Source organism: Fructilactobacillus sp. X2R5C2, assembly GCF_059901375.1.
On the sequence record NZ_JBWXUX010000002.1, the window covers coordinates 1 to 18,670 of the forward strand.

General features: G+C 36.9%; 17 protein-coding genes and 13 tRNA genes. 26 read left to right on the forward strand and 4 right to left on the reverse strand.

Annotation, left to right across the window (positions count from 1 at the left end):
- Position 1 precedes the first annotated feature (1 nt).
- From AC6UD2_RS02495 to AC6UD2_RS02555, 13 genes are all read left to right on the forward strand, one after another.
- A tRNA-Pro gene (locus AC6UD2_RS02495) sits at positions 2-75 on the forward strand.
- 24 nt (positions 76-99) lie between these two features.
- A tRNA-Met gene (locus AC6UD2_RS02500) sits at positions 100-173 on the forward strand.
- Between the two features lie 9 nt (positions 174-182).
- A tRNA-Ile gene (locus AC6UD2_RS02505) sits at positions 183-256 on the forward strand.
- A gap of 65 nt (positions 257-321) precedes the next feature.
- Positions 322-411: transfer RNA gene (locus AC6UD2_RS02510), tRNA-Ser, on the forward strand.
- A gap of 9 nt (positions 412-420) precedes the next feature.
- Positions 421-494, forward strand: a tRNA-Met gene (locus AC6UD2_RS02515).
- Positions 495-498: 4 nt separating this feature from the next.
- Positions 499-573, forward strand: a tRNA-Asp gene (locus AC6UD2_RS02520).
- Positions 574-580: 7 nt separating this feature from the next.
- Positions 581-653: transfer RNA gene (locus AC6UD2_RS02525), tRNA-Phe, on the forward strand.
- Positions 654-673: 20 nt separating this feature from the next.
- A tRNA-Gly gene (locus tag AC6UD2_RS02530) sits at positions 674-744 on the forward strand.
- 17 nt (positions 745-761) lie between these two features.
- Positions 762-836, forward strand: a tRNA-Ile gene (locus tag AC6UD2_RS02535).
- A 3-nt stretch (positions 837-839) separates the two neighbouring features.
- A tRNA-Ser gene (locus AC6UD2_RS02540) sits at positions 840-927 on the forward strand.
- Positions 928-935: 8 nt separating this feature from the next.
- A tRNA-Glu gene (locus tag AC6UD2_RS02545) sits at positions 936-1,008 on the forward strand.
- A gap of 30 nt (positions 1,009-1,038) precedes the next feature.
- Positions 1,039-1,112, forward strand: a tRNA-Met gene (locus AC6UD2_RS02550).
- A gap of 4 nt (positions 1,113-1,116) precedes the next feature.
- Positions 1,117-1,191: transfer RNA gene (locus AC6UD2_RS02555), tRNA-Asp, on the forward strand.
- A 50-nt stretch (positions 1,192-1,241) separates the two neighbouring features.
- Here the strand turns inward: AC6UD2_RS02555 and AC6UD2_RS02560 are convergent.
- On the reverse strand, positions 1,242-1,742 hold the full coding sequence (locus AC6UD2_RS02560; protein ID WP_010021166.1) for a hypothetical protein: 501 nt from the start codon (positions 1,740-1,742) through the stop codon (positions 1,242-1,244).
- Positions 1,743-1,845: 103 nt separating this feature from the next.
- On the opposite strand from AC6UD2_RS02560, the gene AC6UD2_RS02565 reads away from it, so the two are divergent.
- The 5 genes from AC6UD2_RS02565 to AC6UD2_RS02585 all read left to right on the forward strand — a co-directional run bounded on the left by AC6UD2_RS02565 (position 1,846) and on the right by AC6UD2_RS02585 (position 7,136).
- Positions 1,846-2,586: an MBL fold metallo-hydrolase gene (locus tag AC6UD2_RS02565; RefSeq protein WP_500697936.1), complete on the forward strand. Its 741-nt coding sequence runs from the start codon at positions 1,846-1,848 to the stop codon at positions 2,584-2,586.
- 22 nt (positions 2,587-2,608) lie between these two features.
- Positions 2,609-3,313: an adaptor protein MecA gene (locus AC6UD2_RS02570; RefSeq protein WP_500697937.1), complete on the forward strand. Its 705-nt coding sequence runs from the start codon at positions 2,609-2,611 to the stop codon at positions 3,311-3,313.
- A 56-nt stretch (positions 3,314-3,369) separates the two neighbouring features.
- The gene (locus AC6UD2_RS02575; RefSeq protein WP_500697938.1) at positions 3,370-4,431 is read left to right on the forward strand and encodes a competence protein CoiA; all 1,062 of its coding nucleotides are present in this window, start codon (positions 3,370-3,372) and stop codon (positions 4,429-4,431) included.
- A 15-nt stretch (positions 4,432-4,446) separates the two neighbouring features.
- Positions 4,447-6,249: an oligoendopeptidase F gene (pepF, locus tag AC6UD2_RS02580; RefSeq protein ID WP_500697939.1), complete on the forward strand. Its 1,803-nt coding sequence runs from the start codon at positions 4,447-4,449 to the stop codon at positions 6,247-6,249.
- Between the two features lie 77 nt (positions 6,250-6,326).
- Positions 6,327-7,136: an aldo/keto reductase gene (locus tag AC6UD2_RS02585; RefSeq protein WP_010021175.1), complete on the forward strand. Its 810-nt coding sequence runs from the start codon at positions 6,327-6,329 to the stop codon at positions 7,134-7,136.
- A 48-nt stretch (positions 7,137-7,184) separates the two neighbouring features.
- Here AC6UD2_RS02585 and AC6UD2_RS02590 read toward each other — a convergent pair whose 3' ends face one another.
- Complete coding sequence (locus AC6UD2_RS02590; protein WP_500697940.1) at positions 7,185-7,769, reverse strand: DsbA family protein; 585 nt, start codon at positions 7,767-7,769, stop codon at positions 7,185-7,187.
- A 176-nt stretch (positions 7,770-7,945) separates the two neighbouring features.
- Here AC6UD2_RS02590 and AC6UD2_RS02595 point away from each other — a divergent pair, with 176 nt between their 5' ends.
- The 5 genes from AC6UD2_RS02595 (at position 7,946) to AC6UD2_RS02615 (ending at position 14,192) form a co-directional block, all read left to right on the forward strand.
- A complete protein-coding gene (locus AC6UD2_RS02595; RefSeq protein ID WP_056998020.1) occupies positions 7,946-8,566 on the forward strand; it encodes a GTP pyrophosphokinase in 621 nt (206 codons plus the stop codon).
- An 11-nt stretch (positions 8,567-8,577) separates the two neighbouring features.
- Positions 8,578-9,390: an NAD kinase gene (locus AC6UD2_RS02600; RefSeq protein WP_039144212.1), complete on the forward strand. Its 813-nt coding sequence runs from the start codon at positions 8,578-8,580 to the stop codon at positions 9,388-9,390.
- Positions 9,383-10,264 (forward strand): RluA family pseudouridine synthase, encoded by an 882-nt coding sequence (locus AC6UD2_RS02605; protein WP_500697941.1) that lies wholly within the window; start codon positions 9,383-9,385, stop codon positions 10,262-10,264. Before AC6UD2_RS02600 ends, AC6UD2_RS02605 begins: the two co-directional genes overlap by 8 nt.
- Positions 10,265-10,649: 385 nt before the next feature.
- The gene (locus AC6UD2_RS02610; protein ID WP_500697942.1) at positions 10,650-13,286 is read left to right on the forward strand and encodes an SH3 domain-containing protein; all 2,637 of its coding nucleotides are present in this window, start codon (positions 10,650-10,652) and stop codon (positions 13,284-13,286) included.
- Between the two features lie 69 nt (positions 13,287-13,355).
- Positions 13,356-14,192 (forward strand): MucBP domain-containing protein, encoded by an 837-nt coding sequence (locus AC6UD2_RS02615; RefSeq protein ID WP_500697943.1) that lies wholly within the window; start codon positions 13,356-13,358, stop codon positions 14,190-14,192.
- A 95-nt stretch (positions 14,193-14,287) separates the two neighbouring features.
- Here AC6UD2_RS02615 and AC6UD2_RS02620 read toward each other — a convergent pair whose 3' ends face one another.
- Positions 14,288-14,869, reverse strand: coding sequence for a copper homeostasis protein CutC (locus AC6UD2_RS02620; RefSeq protein WP_010021185.1), 582 nt, complete (start codon positions 14,867-14,869; stop codon positions 14,288-14,290).
- Positions 14,870-14,998: 129 nt separating this feature from the next.
- On the opposite strand from AC6UD2_RS02620, the gene AC6UD2_RS02625 reads away from it, so the two are divergent.
- A complete protein-coding gene (locus AC6UD2_RS02625; RefSeq protein ID WP_500697944.1) occupies positions 14,999-15,511 on the forward strand; it encodes a tRNA (cytidine(34)-2'-O)-methyltransferase in 513 nt (170 codons plus the stop codon).
- A gap of 18 nt (positions 15,512-15,529) precedes the next feature.
- Complete coding sequence (locus AC6UD2_RS02630) at positions 15,530-17,920, forward strand: FtsK/SpoIIIE family DNA translocase (protein WP_500697945.1); 2,391 nt, start codon at positions 15,530-15,532, stop codon at positions 17,918-17,920.
- 49 nt (positions 17,921-17,969) lie between these two features.
- Here the strand turns inward: AC6UD2_RS02630 and AC6UD2_RS02635 are convergent, their stop codons facing one another.
- Positions 17,970-18,095, reverse strand: a complete 126-nt coding sequence (locus AC6UD2_RS02635) for a DUF4044 domain-containing protein (RefSeq protein WP_010021189.1) — start codon at positions 18,093-18,095, stop codon at positions 17,970-17,972.
- 139 nt (positions 18,096-18,234) lie between these two features.
- On the opposite strand from AC6UD2_RS02635, the gene AC6UD2_RS02640 reads away from it, so the two are divergent.
- The gene (locus tag AC6UD2_RS02640) at positions 18,235-18,651 is read left to right on the forward strand and encodes a DUF3397 family protein (protein WP_500698140.1); all 417 of its coding nucleotides are present in this window, start codon (positions 18,235-18,237) and stop codon (positions 18,649-18,651) included.
- Positions 18,652-18,670: the final 19 nt, after the last annotated feature.

The following is an 18,670-nucleotide window of genomic DNA, read 5'->3' on the forward strand; positions in this document are numbered from 1 at the left end:
TCGGGAAGTAGCTCAGCTTGGTAGAGCACCTGGTTTGGGACCAGGGGGTCGCAGGTTCGAATCCTGTCTTCCCGATTAGATACTTTACGTATCTCAAATCGCGGTGTAGCTCAGCTGGCTAGAGCGTCCGGTTCATACCCGGGAGGTCGGGGGTTCGATCCCCTCTGCCGCGATTAGGTCTTGGACCTTTAGCTCAGTTGGTTAGAGCAGACGGCTCATAACCGTCCGGTCGTAGGTTCGAGTCCTACAAGGTCCATCCAAATGTTGTTTGGTGGGCGTTGAGCTTTATAAACCTATGTGTTATAATTGTCATATCGTTTTGGAGGATTACCCAAGTCTGGCTGAAGGGAACGGTCTTGAAAACCGTCAGGCGAGTCAAATCGCGCGAGAGTTCGAATCTCTCATCCTCCTTTATATTATCGCGGGATAGAGCAGTCTGGTAGCTCGTCGGGCTCATAACCCGGAGGTCGTTGGTTCAAATCCAGCTCCCGCAATTTTGGTTCGTTGGTCTAGTTGGTTCAGGACGCCTGCCTGTCACGCAGGAGATCACGAGTTCGAGTCTCGTACGAACCGCTTAAACGGCTCGGTAGCTCAGTTGGTAGAGCAACGGATTGAAGCTCCGTGTGTCGGCAGTTCGATTCTGTCCCGCGCCACTTAATTGAATATTATTTCTGCGGGTGTAGTTTAGTGGTAAAACCGTAGCCTTCCAAGCTACTGTCGCGAGTCCGATTCTCGTCACCCGCTTTTATTATGTTTCATTTGGGTCTATAGCTCAGTCGGTTTAGAGCGCACGCCTGATAAGCGTGAGGTCGATGGTTCGAGTCCACCTAGACCCATTTGGAGAAGTACTCAAGTGGCTGAAGAGGCGCCCCTGCTAAGGGTGTAGGTCGCGTAAGCGGCGCGAGAGTTCGAATCTCTCCTTCTCCGTTTTTTATGACCCGTTGGTCAAGTGGTTTAAGACACTGCCCTTTCACGGCAGTAACATGGGTTCGAATCCCGTACGGGTCATCTTCATTATTCAATATATTATATAATTATCGCGGGATAGAGCAGTCTGGTAGCTCGTCGGGCTCATAACCCGGAGGTCGTTGGTTCAAATCCAGCTCCCGCAATTTTGGTTCGTTGGTCTAGTTGGTTCAGGACGCCTGCCTGTCACGCAGGAGATCACGAGTTCGAGTCTCGTACGAACCGTATCATATAAAAAAAGAGATGAATTAATTCATCTCTTTTTTTATATTTATTTAGTTATTGGTTGGGGCAACCCTTTGATAACTTGCAGTTCGGTAGTTAATGTTTGGATCATTTTTGAATTTAGAAACTACGCTATCAGGATGATTGGCCCAATCGTTATAAGCATAAGCTCCTCTCCACAGAGTAAGAATGATTCGTTTAGTGTGATCCTTCGAATCAGACATGTAGTATGCTGAGAACATCCCTGTTGGTAAGTCTGGACTGCTCATGAACGTGTTCATATTTGCATCGAGTACTTTACGTTGGTCGTCTGAAGGTGAAAGTTCTACATAATTAATGAAGTAACTCCAATCATCTTCTCCAACGTGTGAAAGGACGTCATATGTGATGGGGCTCTTAAAAATAGATTCTTTTCCACTATAATCTAGTAGTTGAAGACCTGAATCGTTGTTATTGGTAGAGAATAGTGCCAAGTCCCTTTCTGGGTACTTTTTCATGATGTTAACTAACACATTCTTCGTGCCAAATGTTACAGAAATTTGTCTTATCATATTATTAACTTCCTTTTGATGTAAACTACTTCATAATTAGTTTAGAATAAATCCTAACGAGTTAAAAGGAAAATGTCTTAATTTTTGAAAAAGGGTGATTAAAATGAAACTTACGGTTTTAGGCGATTATGGTGGATATCCATACAATAACATTGGTACGAGTGGTTATCTTTTAACAAGTGATGATTTTAACTTATTAATTGATTGTGGTAGTGGGGTTATGCTGTCACTAGAGCAGGTTATTGATCCCTTGAAATTAAATGCAGTGATTCTGTCCCATTATCATGCTGATCATATTGCTGATGTAGGGGTCTTACAATATTATTGGCAACTTCATGATCAACGGTACAATACTGACGTTTTGCCAATTTATGGAAATACAGCTGATCAAATTCATTATAATCAATTAGATTGGCCTAATTCTACCGAGAAGGAACCATTTAGTGCTGATAGTGAAATTGAAGTGGGACCATTTACAATGACGTTTTTAAAAACCATTCATCCGGTTCCTGCTTTTGCAATAAGGATCAAGGAACGTTCTACTGGAAAGATTCTAAGTTATACGGCTGATACCCGTTATTTTGATGGTCTGATTGATTTCGTTAAAGACTCTGATATGTTAATATCAGATACGAATTTCTTTGAGGATGTTGACGGAGAACTATGGCACATGACGTCTAAACAATCTGGGAGATTAGCTCGCTTATCTAATAGTAAGAATTTATTAATAAGTCATCTTCCACAACATGGCAGCCATTTGGAACTTCTAAAGCAAGCCCAAAAAGCAGCAGGAAAAGACATTCATGTCGAATTACCTGAGATTAGAAGGACAATTAGTATTTAGATAGAGGAGGTAGATTTGTTTTATGAAATTTCATCGTATTAACAAAGATACAATCCGTGTATTAATTAATAAAGAAGATTTGAAGAAACATGGGATCGGAATGCTTGATTTGCTTGGCAATCGAGAGAAATGTGAACAATTTTTCTACAGTATCCTAGATGAAGCGGACGTTGAAAAAGATTTCACTGATACTGATACGGTGCTCTTTCAGATTCTCCCCAGTCAAGATGGTTTGGAATTATTTATTAGTAAAGACAAAAATATTTCAAATCGTGTCGGTGATAACGGTGGTATGATGCCACCGTTAAATGAAATTGAAAAGGATCCCCAACCAGTTACCGTTAATGTTGTCCGTGATAAATATGACATTTTTGATAAAAAGCTTGGTAAGCGGACCATCCCAATTAAATTTAATTCATTTGATGACCTAATTGGTCTGGCCAATAAATGGAAGGAAGTAACGCCACGTCATGCAGTGGAGCTTAAGACTGATTTGTATCAGTATCAAAACTCATATCTCGTTATGTTCCGCTATCATTTAAACGGTCAATATGATAGTGAAGGGAATACCAACTTCAAAGATCTTAATCATATGATTAACGATGAAATGGGAATTGTTTATGAGTATGGTCAAATCGCATCAGTTACGGAAAATGAATTGAAAAAGCATGGGAAGCAAATTACAACTGGAAATGCACTTGAAACCATTGCATATTATTTTAATTAAAAAGATTCGCCAATGGCGGATCTTTTTTCGTATATTGCTAAGGGTTCATTATGTTAATGGCATACGAAAATGGAAGGTTGGTTAAAGCAAGTGATGCATTAAAAACCCATCACTATCGTTGTTGTGAGTGCGGTGAATTACTGGTACTTAGAAAAGGCATCAATAAGATCCCACATTTTGCACATCAATCAAATTCAAAGTGTAATTCAAGTGAAGGTGAATCATACGTTCATAATTTGGGGAAATTTCTTATTCTTCATTCACTACCAAATGGTACTAAGGTAGAAGTTTATTTACCTATGATTAAGCAACGTGCAGATGTCCTTTATCATCACTTAGCAGTTGAGTACCAATGTAGCCCAATTACGCTGAAACGACTAACTGAGCGTGTCTCTGGTTACCTTTCAATTGGTGTTACTTCATTCTGGATCTTAGGAATGAAGTATTATCGAAAACGACTTACTAGTCCAAATGTCCTTAAATTTCTCAGATATCATAAAAATACTGGTTTTTATCTTATTTATCTAGATCCACTGACACCACGGTATTTGCTTCGTTATTGTATATGTCAGAGCGATGGAAAATATCAGTATCAGGAGCGAACTTTTACGAAATGGGATACAATGATAACTTTTTTTAAAAGTAATCATCGAAAAGAGCAATTGCATCCTAATTTAATTAGGGTTTGTCAGAGAATCGAGTACCAGGTTCGACATCTGGATCCCAATATGATGAAGTTACAAGAATATTGTTACTATCATCATAGTTCAATCACTGGTTGTCCTCTTATTTGTCATCACTATCGTGATTTACCACCAGTTTTTGGTAAGCAATGGTTAAAATGGGTTGTGATGATTATATGCGAATTAAAAGAGTGGGTTGGTAAGGGGATTCGTCAATTTGTGATCGAAGTTTATCAAAAACTTGATTTTACGGATCATTTTGTTTTTCTCGTAAACGTTAAAGAATTGCATATGTCCTATATTGACGGCTTTTTAGATAATTTAATTGATCGAAAATTATTGGTAATTGAACATGGAATTATTAAACAAGTAAGCGATTTTACGTGGTATCGGGATGTCTATGCTAAGATTAATGTAATTAAGGAATGTTCATGAAATGGAGATTATAAAATGTCAGAGATAAAAAATTTACCCAAGCGAAACCAAGTCCCACGGGAACTAACTTGGGATTTAACCACGATTTATAAAAATCATTCAGAGTTCGAAAAGTCTTATGATGAAGTCAAAAAACAGGTCCATGATGTTAGCCGCCTAAAGGGTCGATTAGGACAGAATGCTGAGCAACTATTGAGTGTAATTACGAAAGTTCTGAATTTAAATCGAAAATATGAAAAATTATACGTTTATGCTCAATCGGCAAGTGATGTTGACACAACTAATAATGATTTACAAAGTGACATGGATCGAGTGGAGAAGTTAGGAAGTGACGTTGGTCAGGCTCAGTCGTGGTTGGAGCCAGAGATCATTGCACTTGGGTCTGATAAAATTAAGCAGTTTACCCAAGATAATCCAGCACTAAAAGAATATGGGCGCTTTTTTGATGAAATTTTGGTAAATAAAGATCATGTCTTACCTGAAGATCAAGAAAAATTGCTTGCAGGAGCAGCGACCATTTTTGAATCTCCTGAAAAGACCTTTGGGATTTTAGACAGTTCCGACCTTAAATTTCCGGAAGTTGATGATGGGTCTGGCAAAAAAGTGCGTCTTTCAAATGGCATTTATAGTTTACTTTTAGAATCACAAAATCCTACAGTGCGAAAAAATACTTTTAAAGCCTTTTACTCAACTTTTGATCAATTTCAAAACACACTCGCTTCAACACTATCTTCGGAGGTTGCCGTTCATAATTTTGAAGCTCAAACTCGGAAGTACAATTCTGCTAGAGAAATGGCAATGAGTGAGAATGAAATCCCTGAAGTGGTTTATCGGACTTTAATTCAAAGTGTTCACGAACATTTACCGTTATTGCATCGTTATGTAGCTCTTCGTAAGAAGATTTTAAATGTTCCTGAACTTCATATGTATGATATGTACGTTCCGTTAAGTGGGAAACCAAGTCTTAAGTACACTTTTGATCAAGCCAAAGAAGAAGCGTTAAAAGCTTTAAGTGTTTACGGTCCCGATTATCTTCAGCACGTTAAAGAAGAATTTAATAATCGTTGGATTGATGTAGTGGAAAACAAAGGAAAACGGACTGGGGCCTATTCTTCAGGGATGTATGATACTAATCCCTTTGTTTTACTTAACTGGCAGGATAATCTTGATAATCTCTATACGTTAGTTCATGAGACTGGTCATAGTATGCATAGCTATTATTCTTCCCATAATCAACCATATCAATACGGAGATTATTCAATTTTTGTGGCCGAAATTGCTTCCACAACCAATGAAAATATTTTGACAGATTATTTACTTAAGAATAATTCTGATCCAGAAGTTATCAAGTATATTCTTAATTCCTATCTGGATGGGGTGAAGGGAACCATTTTCCGTCAAACCCAATTTGCTGAGTTTGAAGAGTTCATTCACGCTTCTGAACAATCTGGAAAATCGCTAACGGCTGATTTTATGAATAAATATTATCTAAAACTGAATCAAAAATATTATGGTGATGACGTGGTTTCTGATCCTGAAATTCGACTCGAATGGTCTCGAATTCCTCATTTTTACTATGATTTCTACGTTTACCAGTATGCAACAGGATTTGCCGCTGCTTCGGCTTTGGCGGATCGTATTACCAGCGGTGATCCTGAAAAAGTTGCAGCATATCTGAATTATTTGAAATCGGGAAGTAGTAAAGATCCCATTTCAATAATGAAAGCAGCTGGGGTTGATATGACAAAACCAGATTATTTAAATCAAGCTTTCGATAAGTTTGAGCGACGGTTAAATGAATTAGAAAAAATGTTATAGATTTATAGGCATCATGTTTGAAATATTATGTGAGAAGAATATGCTGGACTTGTAATTAATTGAGGAGGGGTGTTTATATGACAGCTAGAGACGAAACATTTACATTAAATAATGGAATTAAGATTCCACAAATTTTCTTCGGAACTTATGAAATTCCAGCTCGTGATACAGAAAAAAGTGTTGATCAAGCATTAAAGGATGGTTATCCTGGGATCGATACTGCACGTGATTATGGGAATGAACGTGAAGTAGGAAACGCAATCAAGAATAGCGATATTGATCGTGATGACATATTCCTTACAACTAAGATTGAAAGCCCAGAATCATATGACGAAGCAACGAAAATGATTGATGAAGCCCTAGAGAAATTACAAACTGACTACATTGATTTAATGTTGTATCATTGGCCTTCAGGTGATTTAACTGAAACCTACCGTGCCATGGAAGATGCCGTCAAAGCAGGTAAATTAAAGAGCATTGGTTTATCTAATTTCTATGGTGATGATTTGGATAAAATCTTGAAGAATGCAACAATTGCTCCAGTTGTTGATCAAGTGGAGACAAATGTGTTCCGTCAACAAAAAGATTTCTTGCCAGTCGCTAAAAAAGATAATTTACGTCTAGAAGCATGGTCACCATTTGCAAGAGGTCGTAATGGCTTTTTCACTAATGAAACTTTAAAGAAGATCGCCCAGGACCATAATAAGACCGTGGGACAAGTTGGTTTGCGTTTCTTAATTCAAAACGGAATTATTGTATTGCCACGTTCAACTAAGCCCGATCGAATTAAGAGTAATTTAGATATCTTTAATTTTGAATTATCTCCTGATGAAATGGCAGAAATTGGCAAACTCGATACTGAGAAGAGTCAATTCGGCTGGTTATAAAGCATAAAAAAATTCTCACACTTTTGAAGTGTGAGAATTTTTTTTATTCTAAAGAACCCTTAGATTACTTGTTTGCTTGATTTTATCATCAAGTTCTTGTGATTCTTTTTGAATAATATGACTACAAATTTCAAATAATTCATGATAATCAACCTTGTCAATTAACAGGCCGTTGTCTGCAGAATCACAATCAAATATCACTAAATTACCATGATTAGAAATATTCATTTCTGAAATCATTTTTTGATCAGATTTGAAGGTGCTCTCAGTCAACTTTGATCTGCGATCTTCCTTAAACATATCCATGTCTAACTTAACCTTTTTAGCAATGTTATATACTAAACTATCACAATAGGTCATGTTTTTCTCTAGAATGTCCCGTTGTAACGCAAACAAAAATTTCCGGCCTTTCTTTGCTCCTTGAAATAAAGCTGCTTTATAATCAAGAATCAATTTGTATGGAAGAAGTTGTGAGTGAGCTTCCTTATTGCCAGATATAACGCTGAGATTCATGATTGGGATGATTCGGTATGATGTCTTACAGGGTAATTGTTTTGATAAACGAGCAATGGTTCGTTCAGACTCAGCACAGTCACTACAAGTTGGGTCTACAAATAAATATAGTTCAATCATAACTTTTTCCTTTCCTAGTTTGTTATTCTTCTCTTCTATAACGACGCACTTACTAGAGTATCATTTTTTCATAAAAATTCAATAAATTTGTTTTAATATTCTTATTATACTGGGATAATAATTATGTGTGTTATTATATTTCTGGAACAATGCTAGAGACTGGAGATTGTTGTTTTATGGTAGAAAACTGGGACGATTTTTTGTTTCCATATCAAGAAGCGTCAAACGAATTAAAATTAAAATTGCGTGGCATACGATCACAGTACTTAGAACGCGGTGAGCGATCACCAATTGAATTTGTTACTAGTCGAATTAAGCCAGTTGACAGTATCAAAGAAAAAATGCAACGTCGCCATATTGACGAATCACGGTTATCAGAAGACATGGAAGATATTTGTGGGCTACGAATTATGTGTGAATTTCTTGATGATATCTATACCGTAGTTGATATTCTCCGGAAAAGAAATGATATTAACATTCTTGAAGAACGTGATTATGTTCATAACGAAAAGGCAAGTGGATATCGTTCGTATCACATTGTTTTTAGTTATCCGTTGCAATTAGTTGATGGTCAAAGAGAGATTCTTGCTGAGATCCAAATTAGAACGTTAGCAATGAATTTCTGGGCCACCATTGAACATTCTTTGAACTATAAACATCCTGATGTCTTCCCACCGGAAGTTCATGAAAGATTGCAAAGTGCATCAGAAACGGCTTACAAGCTAGATGAAGAAATGTCAGAAATTAAGCAAGAATTAGATCGGGATCTTAAAAAGCAAAAGGATAAACATGAATAGGGGAACAAGCAATGAAGATTGCAATTTATAGTAATGATGGTGAGACCTCGAGTCGAATTGCATCAGAATTATCAAAAGAAATTGAGAAAGCAAAGGATTTAGAAATTGATGAGTTGAATCCTGAGATTGTCATTTCAGTTGGTGGAGATGGAACACTGTTATCCGCTTTTCATCATTATGACGATTTGACGGATAAAATTAGATTTGTTGGAATTCATACTGGTCATTTAGGTTTTTACACTGATTGGCGGGATACTGAGGTTACGCAATTGGTAGAAAGCCTGAAACGGGATAATGGACAAAGTGTTAGTTATCCGTTGCTAGACATTGAGGTTGATTATGCAGATGGTGGGTTGCCAGATTACATGATTGCCTTAAATGAGGCCACGTTTAAGAAGCTTTTTGGAACGATGGTTGCTAAAGTATACATTAAAGGTGAACTTTTTGAGAATTTCCGCGGGGATGGTTTATGTATTTCAACTCCTACTGGTTCAACCGCGTATAACAAATCGGTCGGAGGAGCTATTATTTCGCCAAAATTTAATTCAATTCAGGTGGCAGAGATGGCATCAATCAATAATCGGGTCTTTCGGACAATTGGTTCTCCAATTATTATTCCGCCAACTGAATCCATCACAATTGTTCCTGAGGTTTCACTTCACAACGTTTTAACTTACGATCAACTGTTAATTAAAGATCGGCCCATTAAATCAATTAAATTCAAAATTTCTAAGCGTCGAATTTACTTTGCCAAGTACCGTCACACTCATTTTTGGCAACGAGTAAGCAATTCATTTATCGGGGATACTTTAAACGATGATTAGTTTTGCGTGGATTTATGACGAAACTCACCCAATGAAAGTTAGAACCTTTGTGATGAAGAACGGAGTTACACGTTCCTTACTTAAAGACATTCGTTATCATGGTGGTCACTTAATGGTAAATGGTCACGATGTGTATACGAGTTTTGAATTATCACATGGAGATCGTGTTCGAATTATTTTGCCACCTGAAAAGCAAAATGATTTTTTACAAGTTTCGAATTTACCCATTAAAATTTTGTTTGAAAATGATAACTTTTTAATTGTCGATAAGCCTGCGGGAGTGGCATCGGTTCCATCGCACATTTATCCCAATGATACAATCTTGAATCGGGTTCTTGGGTACTATCTTCGAAATGATTATCCCAGTAAAAAGGTTCATGTTGTCAATCGTCTAGATCGGGATACTAGTGGTCCCGTTATGTTTGCCAAAAATCATCTTGCACATTCAGTTCTTGATAAACAACTTCAGGATCGAAAGATTGAAAAAAACTACGTTGCGGTTATTTCGGGCGAACTCAACATTAAGCATGGTGAAATTGTTCTTCCGATTGGGAGGAAGCCGGGTTCTTTTATTGAGCGTGAGGTCCGTGATGATGGTAAATATTGCCGAACAGAATTCTGGACGTTAAAGGTTAATAACGGGATGTCACTGGTTAAAATTCGACTGCATACGGGTCGAACTCATCAAATACGGGTTCATTTTGCTAAGATTGGATATCCGTTAGTTGGTGATTGGCTTTATAATCCTAATGCTCATAGTGGTGAATATCAAAAGTTACATTGCTACCAAACAATTTTTTTTGATCCATTTGAAAAGAAAAAAATTAAAGTGAGATCTAAAATTCCAATAGAATTTAAGAATTTGTTGAATTAAAAACAGTCTACTTGTTAGTAGGTTGTTTTTTTTATTATTTGATAATATATGATTTCAGGAGCTAATTTTTTAGTTAGCTTGTTACTATAATTTATTGTAATGTGAAGCTGTAACCAAAATGCAATAAAACGTTTTTGATGGTAAACATGTTAGTTAATAAATTAAGGTAAATGCTAATCCCTAGGGGAATTTCAACCTTAAAATTCCATGTCATAATGAATTTAAGCTTGGTAAAAAATAATAATTTAAGTAAAAATAATTGGACATTTATGCAATTTCACATTAGAATAATTATTAATAATATTATTTATTTTTTTATTAATTTTTGATCATTAGATGTTATACTTAAATATGATGTTGTGATTTTGAAAGGGAGAGACAATTAATGAATAAGTACGTTAAGAAGCATAACCAGATGGCAATTAGTACTGGCGAAACTAAGCGTCGCAACAAATTGGTTAAGACTAAAAAGGGTTGGATGAGGGTAGCAATGGGTTCAATTTTTGCTAGTGCTGCTTTGTTCACTTTTAATTTGAATAGTCCTGTAAATGCTGATAAAGCAAACACAGCGACAATTTCACAAAGTGTTCAAGCTTCTCAAGCACAATCAGAGAAGGGAACTTCAACTACTCAAGCTTCAGGTTCTAATCAGGTTCAGAACCAACCAGAAGCTGTAAAGTCATCAGAAAACACTAGTAAAACAGAGGAACAATCCCAAGTTGAACCAGCAAGTGGTGAAACAAATCAAGAAGTAAACAAGACTTCAGAAAATGTACATACACCAACAGTGCAAAAGAATGATTCTGATCAATCAAATACTGGAAGTGAGACTACTTCTGATTCAATCAAGAACAATGACACAAAGGATACTACTGATAAGGCATCGTCTGATAACAGTCAGACAGTTGCTCAAGCTAGTCAACAACCAGTTAATGCTGATCAAGCAACTCAAACCAAGTCAACAGATACTAATTCTACTGAATCTAAGGCTACTGACTCACAACAAGTAGCAACTAAGGGTTCACAAGATCAAAAAGAAGCTAATGCAAAGCAGCAAACGGAGCAAGATTCAAAGAATAATGCTGATCAGCCACAAGTGAGTCAAGCTTCTAAAGCTGATAGCGCTAAAGATTCTCAATCAGCTGCTGACAATCAACAGGCAACCAAGGATTCGAAGTTAACTGATAATACTAACAACAAGAATCAAGTTGCTGTTAAGAGTGATAATCAACAACAAAATGCTGATCAAAATCAAAACGTTAACTTGAAAGCTGACGTTGCTACTCCTGATAAGAAGATCGGCCCTGGATATTATGATTCCAGTGTTGATAACAATGTAAATAAGAATGTTCAGCGTCCATCACAATACACTAACTTCAATGTTTCAAATAATACCAATCTAGTTAGTTATACTCAAGACTTTATTAATCGAGTTACTCCTGGTGCAATTGCTGGATGGAAGAAGTACGGCGTTTTACCATCAGTTTCAATTGCACAAGCAATTATTGAAAGTGGATGGGGTAGATCAGGATTAGCCGTTAAAGGAAATAACTTGTTTGGGATTAAAGGTTCCTATGATGGTCAATCAATCTACTTTCCAACTCAGGAATACATTAATGGCCAATGGGTTACGGTTCAAGCGGCCTTTAGATTGTATCCAAGTTGGTCTGCAAGTATTGAAGATCACGGAGCCTTTTTAAGAGATAATCCAAGATACCATAATTTGCTTGGCGTAAGAGATTATGAAAGTGTCGCTTATGACTTACAATATGATGGATATGCTACTGATCCTAGCTATGCTCAAACTTTGATTAATTGTGTTCGTAATTATGGCTTAGACAGTATTGATAAAGTGGCCTTTCAAGATGAAGGAAATCCACTACCAGCACCAGATGTTAAGCCTGCATCTGGAACTTATACTTTCAATCAAACTACCAACATTCGAACTTCACCAAGTTTGAGTGCTCCAGTGGTTGGACAATATAAAGCTGGCGAAAGTGTTATTTATAACGGAACTGTTGATGCTGACGGTTACACCTGGTTAAGATACAAGTCATATTCTGGTGACGATTTATATGTAGCTAAAGTAAGTGATGCGCCAACTTCAAATCCAGAGTCAAACGTTAAATCAGAAAATGGTACTTATACCTTTGGTCAAACTACTAACATTAGAACTGCTCCAAGTACCAGTTCACAAGTTGTAGGTCAATATGATGCTGGTGAAAAAGTCGTTTATGATGGAACTGTCAAGGCAGATGGTTACACATGGTTAAGATACCGAGCAAGTTCAGGTGCTTACCGTTATGTTGCTAAGATTGATAATACTTCCGCTCCAAAGGAAGATACAAATGTTAATTCAGCATCTGGTCGGTATACCTTTGGTCAAACTACCAATATCAGAACTGCTCCAAGTACCAGTTCACAGGTTGTAGGCCAATACGACGCTGGTGAGAGTGTCACTTATGATGGTACTGTTGATGCTGACGGTTACACATGGTTAAGATACCGAGCAAGTTCAGGTGCATATCGTTACGTTGCTAAGATTAGTAATGATAGTTCTTCTACTTCTACACCAAATCGTCAACCCAATGTTACTGAAGCTTCTGGAACATACACCTTTGGTCAAACTACTAACGTACGAACTTCACCAAATACTAATTCACAAGTTGTAGGTCAATACGACGCTGGCGAACGTGTGGTTTATGATGGCAAGGTAATCGCTAATGGTTACACATGGTTAAGATACCGTGGTGGCTCAGGCGCATATCGTTACGTTGCTGAATTAGGTAATGGATCTGGTGCTTCTAACAGTCACTCAGACGTTACTTCTGCTTCTGGAAGATATACATTTAGAAATACTACTAACATCCGAACTTCACCAAGTACTGTAGCACAAATTGTTGGCCAATACGATGCTGGTGAAAGTGTGGTTTATGATGGCAAGGTAATTGCTAATGGATACACATGGTTAAGATATCGAGCAGCTTCAGGTGCATATCGCTACGTTGCTGCAACTAATTAATAGATTCCATTTATCGCAATTTGTGGGTCTTTTTAAACATTTTCAAATAAATGAAACGGAGTATGGATTATGAGTATAAAGAAAGTAGCCTCAATCATTTTAGTTAGTTTTGCAGTATTAACGGTAGGCTTTTTCGTACCGAATGTGGTACATGTCAACGCACAGACTACTCAATTTGCGCAAGGTAACAGTGGAAAGGGAGAAATAGTTGTTCATTATGTTGATCAAAATGGACAAGTTATTCGTCCTGCTACCACAGCCATGGGTGATACTGGAAGTACGTATATTGCTTCTATTCCTAATATTCCTGGTTATAAGTATGCTAGTATCCAAAATGGACAAAATAACAGTAACGGTCCTCAAATGACCTTTGGTGGAAGTGACAGTTCGACCGATATAATGGAAATGACCATTATTTATTCATCAACTGGTAATCAAGCTGCTGGTAACAGTCAAGCTAATCATGCTAACTCAAGCAGCAATACCAGCAATAACGGTAATGGTGGAACGGCCACTAGTCCAAGTAAAAATAATAATGGCAGTACTAGTAGTAGTTCCAATGCTAGTAAAATGAATTCTGATGCAGGTAAGCAAGGTGCAACGAAAGATCAAAATGGAAAAGCTAAAGATCAATCTAGCACCTCTGATAATGCTAAAGAATCTAAAAAAGCCAAGGCAGATCAGAAAGCTCGAAAAGAAAAAAATGCCAAAGATCAAAAGTCCAAGTCTGATAAAAAGAATCATAAAGATCAGAATGGTAAAAAAGATCAAAATAAGCATGATAAAAAGAAAAGCAAGAGCGGAATCACACCTTGGGTAATTGGCGGAATTATTGTAGTAGTGATTGCCGGAGTTGGTGGATTTGTTTGGCATCAGTTGAGAGGCCCTCGTCACTTCGAACATTAATATTAAGTAATCCATAGTTGTTTAGAACAGCAAAGTAAAAATCCCTTCAAATTAGATTTACAATTCCAATTTGAGGGGATTTTTTGACACTAAAATTATTTTTTATTAATTATAATTGTTGGCTTGATGGAACTTTGAAGCTTCTCAAGTTCATCTTTTGTTTCAGTAAATGGGATTAACTGGAGATTTTGATAGTTTTTCATTTTTTCGTTGAGGTGATCTAGTCTTGTGGATGCCACCACTCCAGCAAAATTATTATTATCGATCCAGTTAAGTGCATCAGTCCAGTCTTTTTCAATGATGTGATCAAACGCAGGGGAGAAGTATAATTGCATGCCTCCAGCAGCTGCCATAAGAGTCTCCATTGCTTCTAAATCAATCTTATGTTTGTCATCTAATGCCCCAATAATAACTCCATCAACACCTAGTTCTTGACACTGAAAAAGGTCGTCTTCCATGATTTTAATTTCAGAATCGTTAAAAGTATTGGTGTCATTATTTGAAGAAATTAAGACATCCAGGCTTCGTTTCTTTTCATGGGCATATTTACAAGCTTCAGCAATGAAACCCCGACTAGGTGTCATCATTTCTTGTTCAATTGCAATTTTTACCTTGGCATTTTCAAGTTCAACTGGAACCTCACGGAACTTTGAGACCATTGGTTCAATTATTGTCATATAAACTACCTCCTCAAATAATTATAACTATTATGGGTAGGAATTGACATCAATTTTGACCTTAAATGAAATTGGGCGCGTGATATAATTAAGAAATGGAATTATTGAACGAATTTATGGAGGATATTAATGACTAATCATATTGCGTTATTTGAACCATTAATGCCCGCAAATACGGGTAATATTGCTAGAACATGTGCTGGTACTGATACGGTTTTAGATTTAATTAAACCGCTTGGATTTTCGGTAGATGATAAACATTTGAAACGAGCTGGATTGGATTATTGGGATAAAGTTAAAATTAATTATCATGAGAATCTTCCAGAGTTTCTAAAAACCATTCCTGATAAGCAAAAGTTATTTTTGGTATCAAAGTTTGGGGAAAAAGTATATACCGAACGTGATTATCGTGATCCCAATGAAGACTATTATTTCTTATTTGGCAAAGAAACAACTGGTCTACCAGAGAATTTTGAACGTCAATACGCCGAACAGGCAATCAGAATTCCACAGGATGATTCACATATTCGGGCGTTGAATTTATCGAACACTTGTGCGATCGTAATATATGAGGCCTTAAGACAACAAGGTTTTGCTGGTCTTGAAATGACTCATACTTATGAACATGATAAATTAAAATAATGTGAAGGGGTGCCTTGATTGGCTCAACGAAAAACAAAGCGTAAAACTACAAAACGGAAAACAACGCGAAAGCGTCGTTCAAGGAAAGGCAAAAATTCTTTTTGGATCAAATTCAAGGGCTTTTGTGGTGAAAGAAAGCTAAACATTATTGGTTTAATTTTTCTACTAATTGCTGGACTTGGATTTTTCAGTTTGGGGATGGCCGGGACATTATTTGCTAACGTATTTCGATTAGTTGTTGGAAATGCTTATCAAGTTTTAGCAATTCTTCTTGGTCTTTTTGGTGGATTATTGTTTCTTGGAATTAAAATTCCTAAAATTGATTTTCACTACATTATCGGATTCTTAGTGGCCTTTGTGGGGTGGACTTTGAACCTATCAATCTTATTTTTTAATTCATTAAATACCCACGTAGGATTTGTCCAAACAACGTTTAACACATTGTTTTCTGATATTACGAGTAATGTCTCTACTAGTAACGTTGGTGGCGGAATGGTGGGAGCGTCGTTACTTTCACTTTTTAGTACCCTCATTTCATTACTAGGAACTTCAATCTTGGCTTACGCGCTAATGGTAATTGGAGTTGTTATCTTTTTTAAATTACCAGTTATTCAATGGTCTAAGGATGGGTTGAGTTGGACAGGAAAATGGATCACTTCGATGGCGGCATCGGTGCGTCGGGCTCATATAAATAACAATGAAAGACGAAAACAGAAAAAGAGTCGGGAACAACAATCACACGTTGTTAAAAAAGTTGCTGTTAATTCTTCAGTTCCAAAAAGGCCAGAGCCTAGTAAACCCCAAGAACAACCGCAAGTACCTCATGATTCATTGTATAATTCAATTAAAAGCCAAGATACGAATAAAAGTGACGAAAAAGCACCGCATATCACGGTGGCCAGTCGAAAACCAAAACCAATCCAGTCGGATAGTAAAGCGGAAGCAGATTCCTCTAATTTTGACAGTAACTCAACAAATGATCGTTATCAGCTTCCTTCGACCAAATTATTAACAAAGGTTCCAGAACAGGATCAGACCGAAGAATATAATGCCATTGATAAGAATACTCAAATCTTGCAGAAAACTTTGAAGAGCTTTGGTGTTGACGCTGAGGTAAAGAACGTAAGCCTAGGCCCTTCAGTAACTGAGTATGAACTTCATCCTGCTATTGGGGTAAAAGTATCTAAAATTGTTAATTTAAGTGATGATATTGCGCTTGCGTTGGCTGCTAAGGATATTAGAATTGAGGCTCCAATTCCAGGGAAATCACTAATTGGTATTGAAGTTCCTAACAAATCAATTTCAACGGTTTCATTTAGGGATGTCTTTGAAAATCAAACTGGTGATACAAAGAGTATTTTGAATGTACCGTTAGGAAAGAATGTTAACGGGGACGTAGTTTCTTGTGATATTACTAAAATGCCCCATTTACTGATTGCCGGATCAACTGGAAGTGGAAAATCAGTTGCAATTAATTCAATTCTTACGAGTATTTTGTTAAAAGCGACTCCAGACCAGGTAAAATTTATGTTGATTGATCCTAAGAAAGTTGAATTAGGGGTTTATAATGGCATTCCACATTTGTTGAGTCCAGTTGTTTCTGACCCCAAGAAGGCTGCTCGTGCGCTTCATAAGGTGGTTGACGAGATGGAGCATCGTTATGAGATGTTTGCTCAAACTGGTCAGCGAAAGATTAGTGGTTATAATAAGTACATTCGTGAAAAGAACGCTAGTGAGGGAACTTCACTTCCGACGCTTCCGTACATCGTGGTCGTGGTTGATGAATTAGCTGATTTAATGATGACCGTTTCAAATGAAGTTGAAAGTGCCATTATTAGATTAGCCCAGATGGGTCGTGCTGCTGGTGTCCATATGATTTTAGCTACACAACGGCCCTCTGTAGATGTCATTACTGGATTAATCAAGGCTAACGTACCATCAAGAATTGCCTTTGCGGTTTCGAGTGGAGTTGATTCACGAACAATTTTGGATACCAATGGTGCGGAAAAATTGCTTGGTCGAGGTGATATGCTCTACCTTCCGATCGATCAAAACATTCCTGCACGTGTTCAAGGGTCCTTTATTTCTGATGGTGATGTTGAAAATGTGGTTGATTTTGTAAAAAAGCAGGCCCAACCGGAATACGATGATTCGATGATGGTAACGGATGCGGAGATTAAAGAAGAGGAAAAGAATGATGACGAGGATGATTTGTTTGATGATGCGCTTGCTTTTGTTATTAAAGAACAAAAAGCTAGTACTTCAATGATTCAACGTCAGTTTCGGATTGGCTACAATCGTGCCGCACGAATTATTGATGACATGGAGCAGCGTGGTTATATTGGTCCTCAGCATGGAAGTAAGCCACGGGATGTTTACAAGAAATCATCTGATGATGCAGAGCAATAAAAAAGACACTCTGATTTAACTCAGAATGTCTTAAAGCAAAGTTATTAAATTATGCGCCACCAAAGAAAGCAGCTGCTGATCCAGCAACCACTGATAAAATGGTTGCAATTATCATTAACCAAACAAAAATCATAAGGATTTTTTGAAACGTTGATTTATCTTTCCATTTATTCAAGGCATCCACCACTTTCAGTATTTATACTGTGATAATTCTAACTTTGAACTAAAAATATTGCAAATTACTTATTATGTCTAAACTTAAGGGTTGAGGGAAAATGAAAATGGTCAATTATATTTCAAACATGCATTCATTAATGCAAGCTTTGATTAAACCAACATTATTTTTTGTAATAATCGGTCTAATTATTATTATTTCGAAACGTGTGACTAAGAATCGAATTTTTCAACGCCTAAACTTTTTAGATTCCTTTCCAATTATTGGGATTTGGATTGTACATGTCATTACAATGACTAACCACGGTTTTTCTTTTTTGCCCTTCTTTGTTTTAATTTGGATGATAATGGGAATTATTTTTCTTATTTATCGAGTCGTGAGTGAGGGACAATTAAGATCAAAGTTATTTTTAATTAACTTTTGGCGAGCGAGTGATATTTATTGGATAATTATTTTTATATTATCTTTGATTATAAAAATTATCACAATGCGTTTATTTTTTTGTGGATTTTTGTGGAGGCGAAGTGGTAGGAAGTGGGTTATTGTGGTAAACTAAGATTATATTTAGGAAGAGA

Coding starts and splice junctions, on each gene's coding strand:
- AC6UD2_RS02575 (WP_500697938.1), top strand. CDS start 3,370: ATGGCATACGAAAATGGAAGGTTGGTTAAAGCAAGTGATGCATTAAAA.
- AC6UD2_RS02595 (WP_056998020.1), top strand. CDS start 7,946: ATGGTAGAAAACTGGGACGATTTTTTGTTTCCATATCAAGAAGCGTCA.
- AC6UD2_RS02560 (WP_010021166.1), bottom strand. CDS start 1,742: ATGATAAGACAAATTTCTGTAACATTTGGCACGAAGAATGTGTTAGTT.
- AC6UD2_RS02590 (WP_500697940.1), bottom strand. CDS start 7,769: ATGATTGAACTATATTTATTTGTAGACCCAACTTGTAGTGACTGTGCT.
- AC6UD2_RS02615 (WP_500697943.1), top strand. CDS start 13,356: ATGAGTATAAAGAAAGTAGCCTCAATCATTTTAGTTAGTTTTGCAGTA.
- AC6UD2_RS02600 (WP_039144212.1), top strand. CDS start 8,578: ATGAAGATTGCAATTTATAGTAATGATGGTGAGACCTCGAGTCGAATT.
- AC6UD2_RS02625 (WP_500697944.1), top strand. CDS start 14,999: ATGACTAATCATATTGCGTTATTTGAACCATTAATGCCCGCAAATACG.
- AC6UD2_RS02620 (WP_010021185.1), bottom strand. CDS start 14,869: ATGACAATAATTGAACCAATGGTCTCAAAGTTCCGTGAGGTTCCAGTT.
- AC6UD2_RS02565 (WP_500697936.1), top strand. CDS start 1,846: ATGAAACTTACGGTTTTAGGCGATTATGGTGGATATCCATACAATAAC.
- AC6UD2_RS02585 (WP_010021175.1), top strand. CDS start 6,327: ATGACAGCTAGAGACGAAACATTTACATTAAATAATGGAATTAAGATT.
- AC6UD2_RS02605 (WP_500697941.1), top strand. CDS start 9,383: ATGATTAGTTTTGCGTGGATTTATGACGAAACTCACCCAATGAAAGTT.
- pepF (WP_500697939.1), top strand. CDS start 4,447: ATGTCAGAGATAAAAAATTTACCCAAGCGAAACCAAGTCCCACGGGAA.
- AC6UD2_RS02570 (WP_500697937.1), top strand. CDS start 2,609: ATGAAATTTCATCGTATTAACAAAGATACAATCCGTGTATTAATTAAT.
- AC6UD2_RS02610 (WP_500697942.1), top strand. CDS start 10,650: ATGAATAAGTACGTTAAGAAGCATAACCAGATGGCAATTAGTACTGGC.
- AC6UD2_RS02640 (WP_500698140.1), top strand. CDS start 18,235: ATGCAAGCTTTGATTAAACCAACATTATTTTTTGTAATAATCGGTCTA.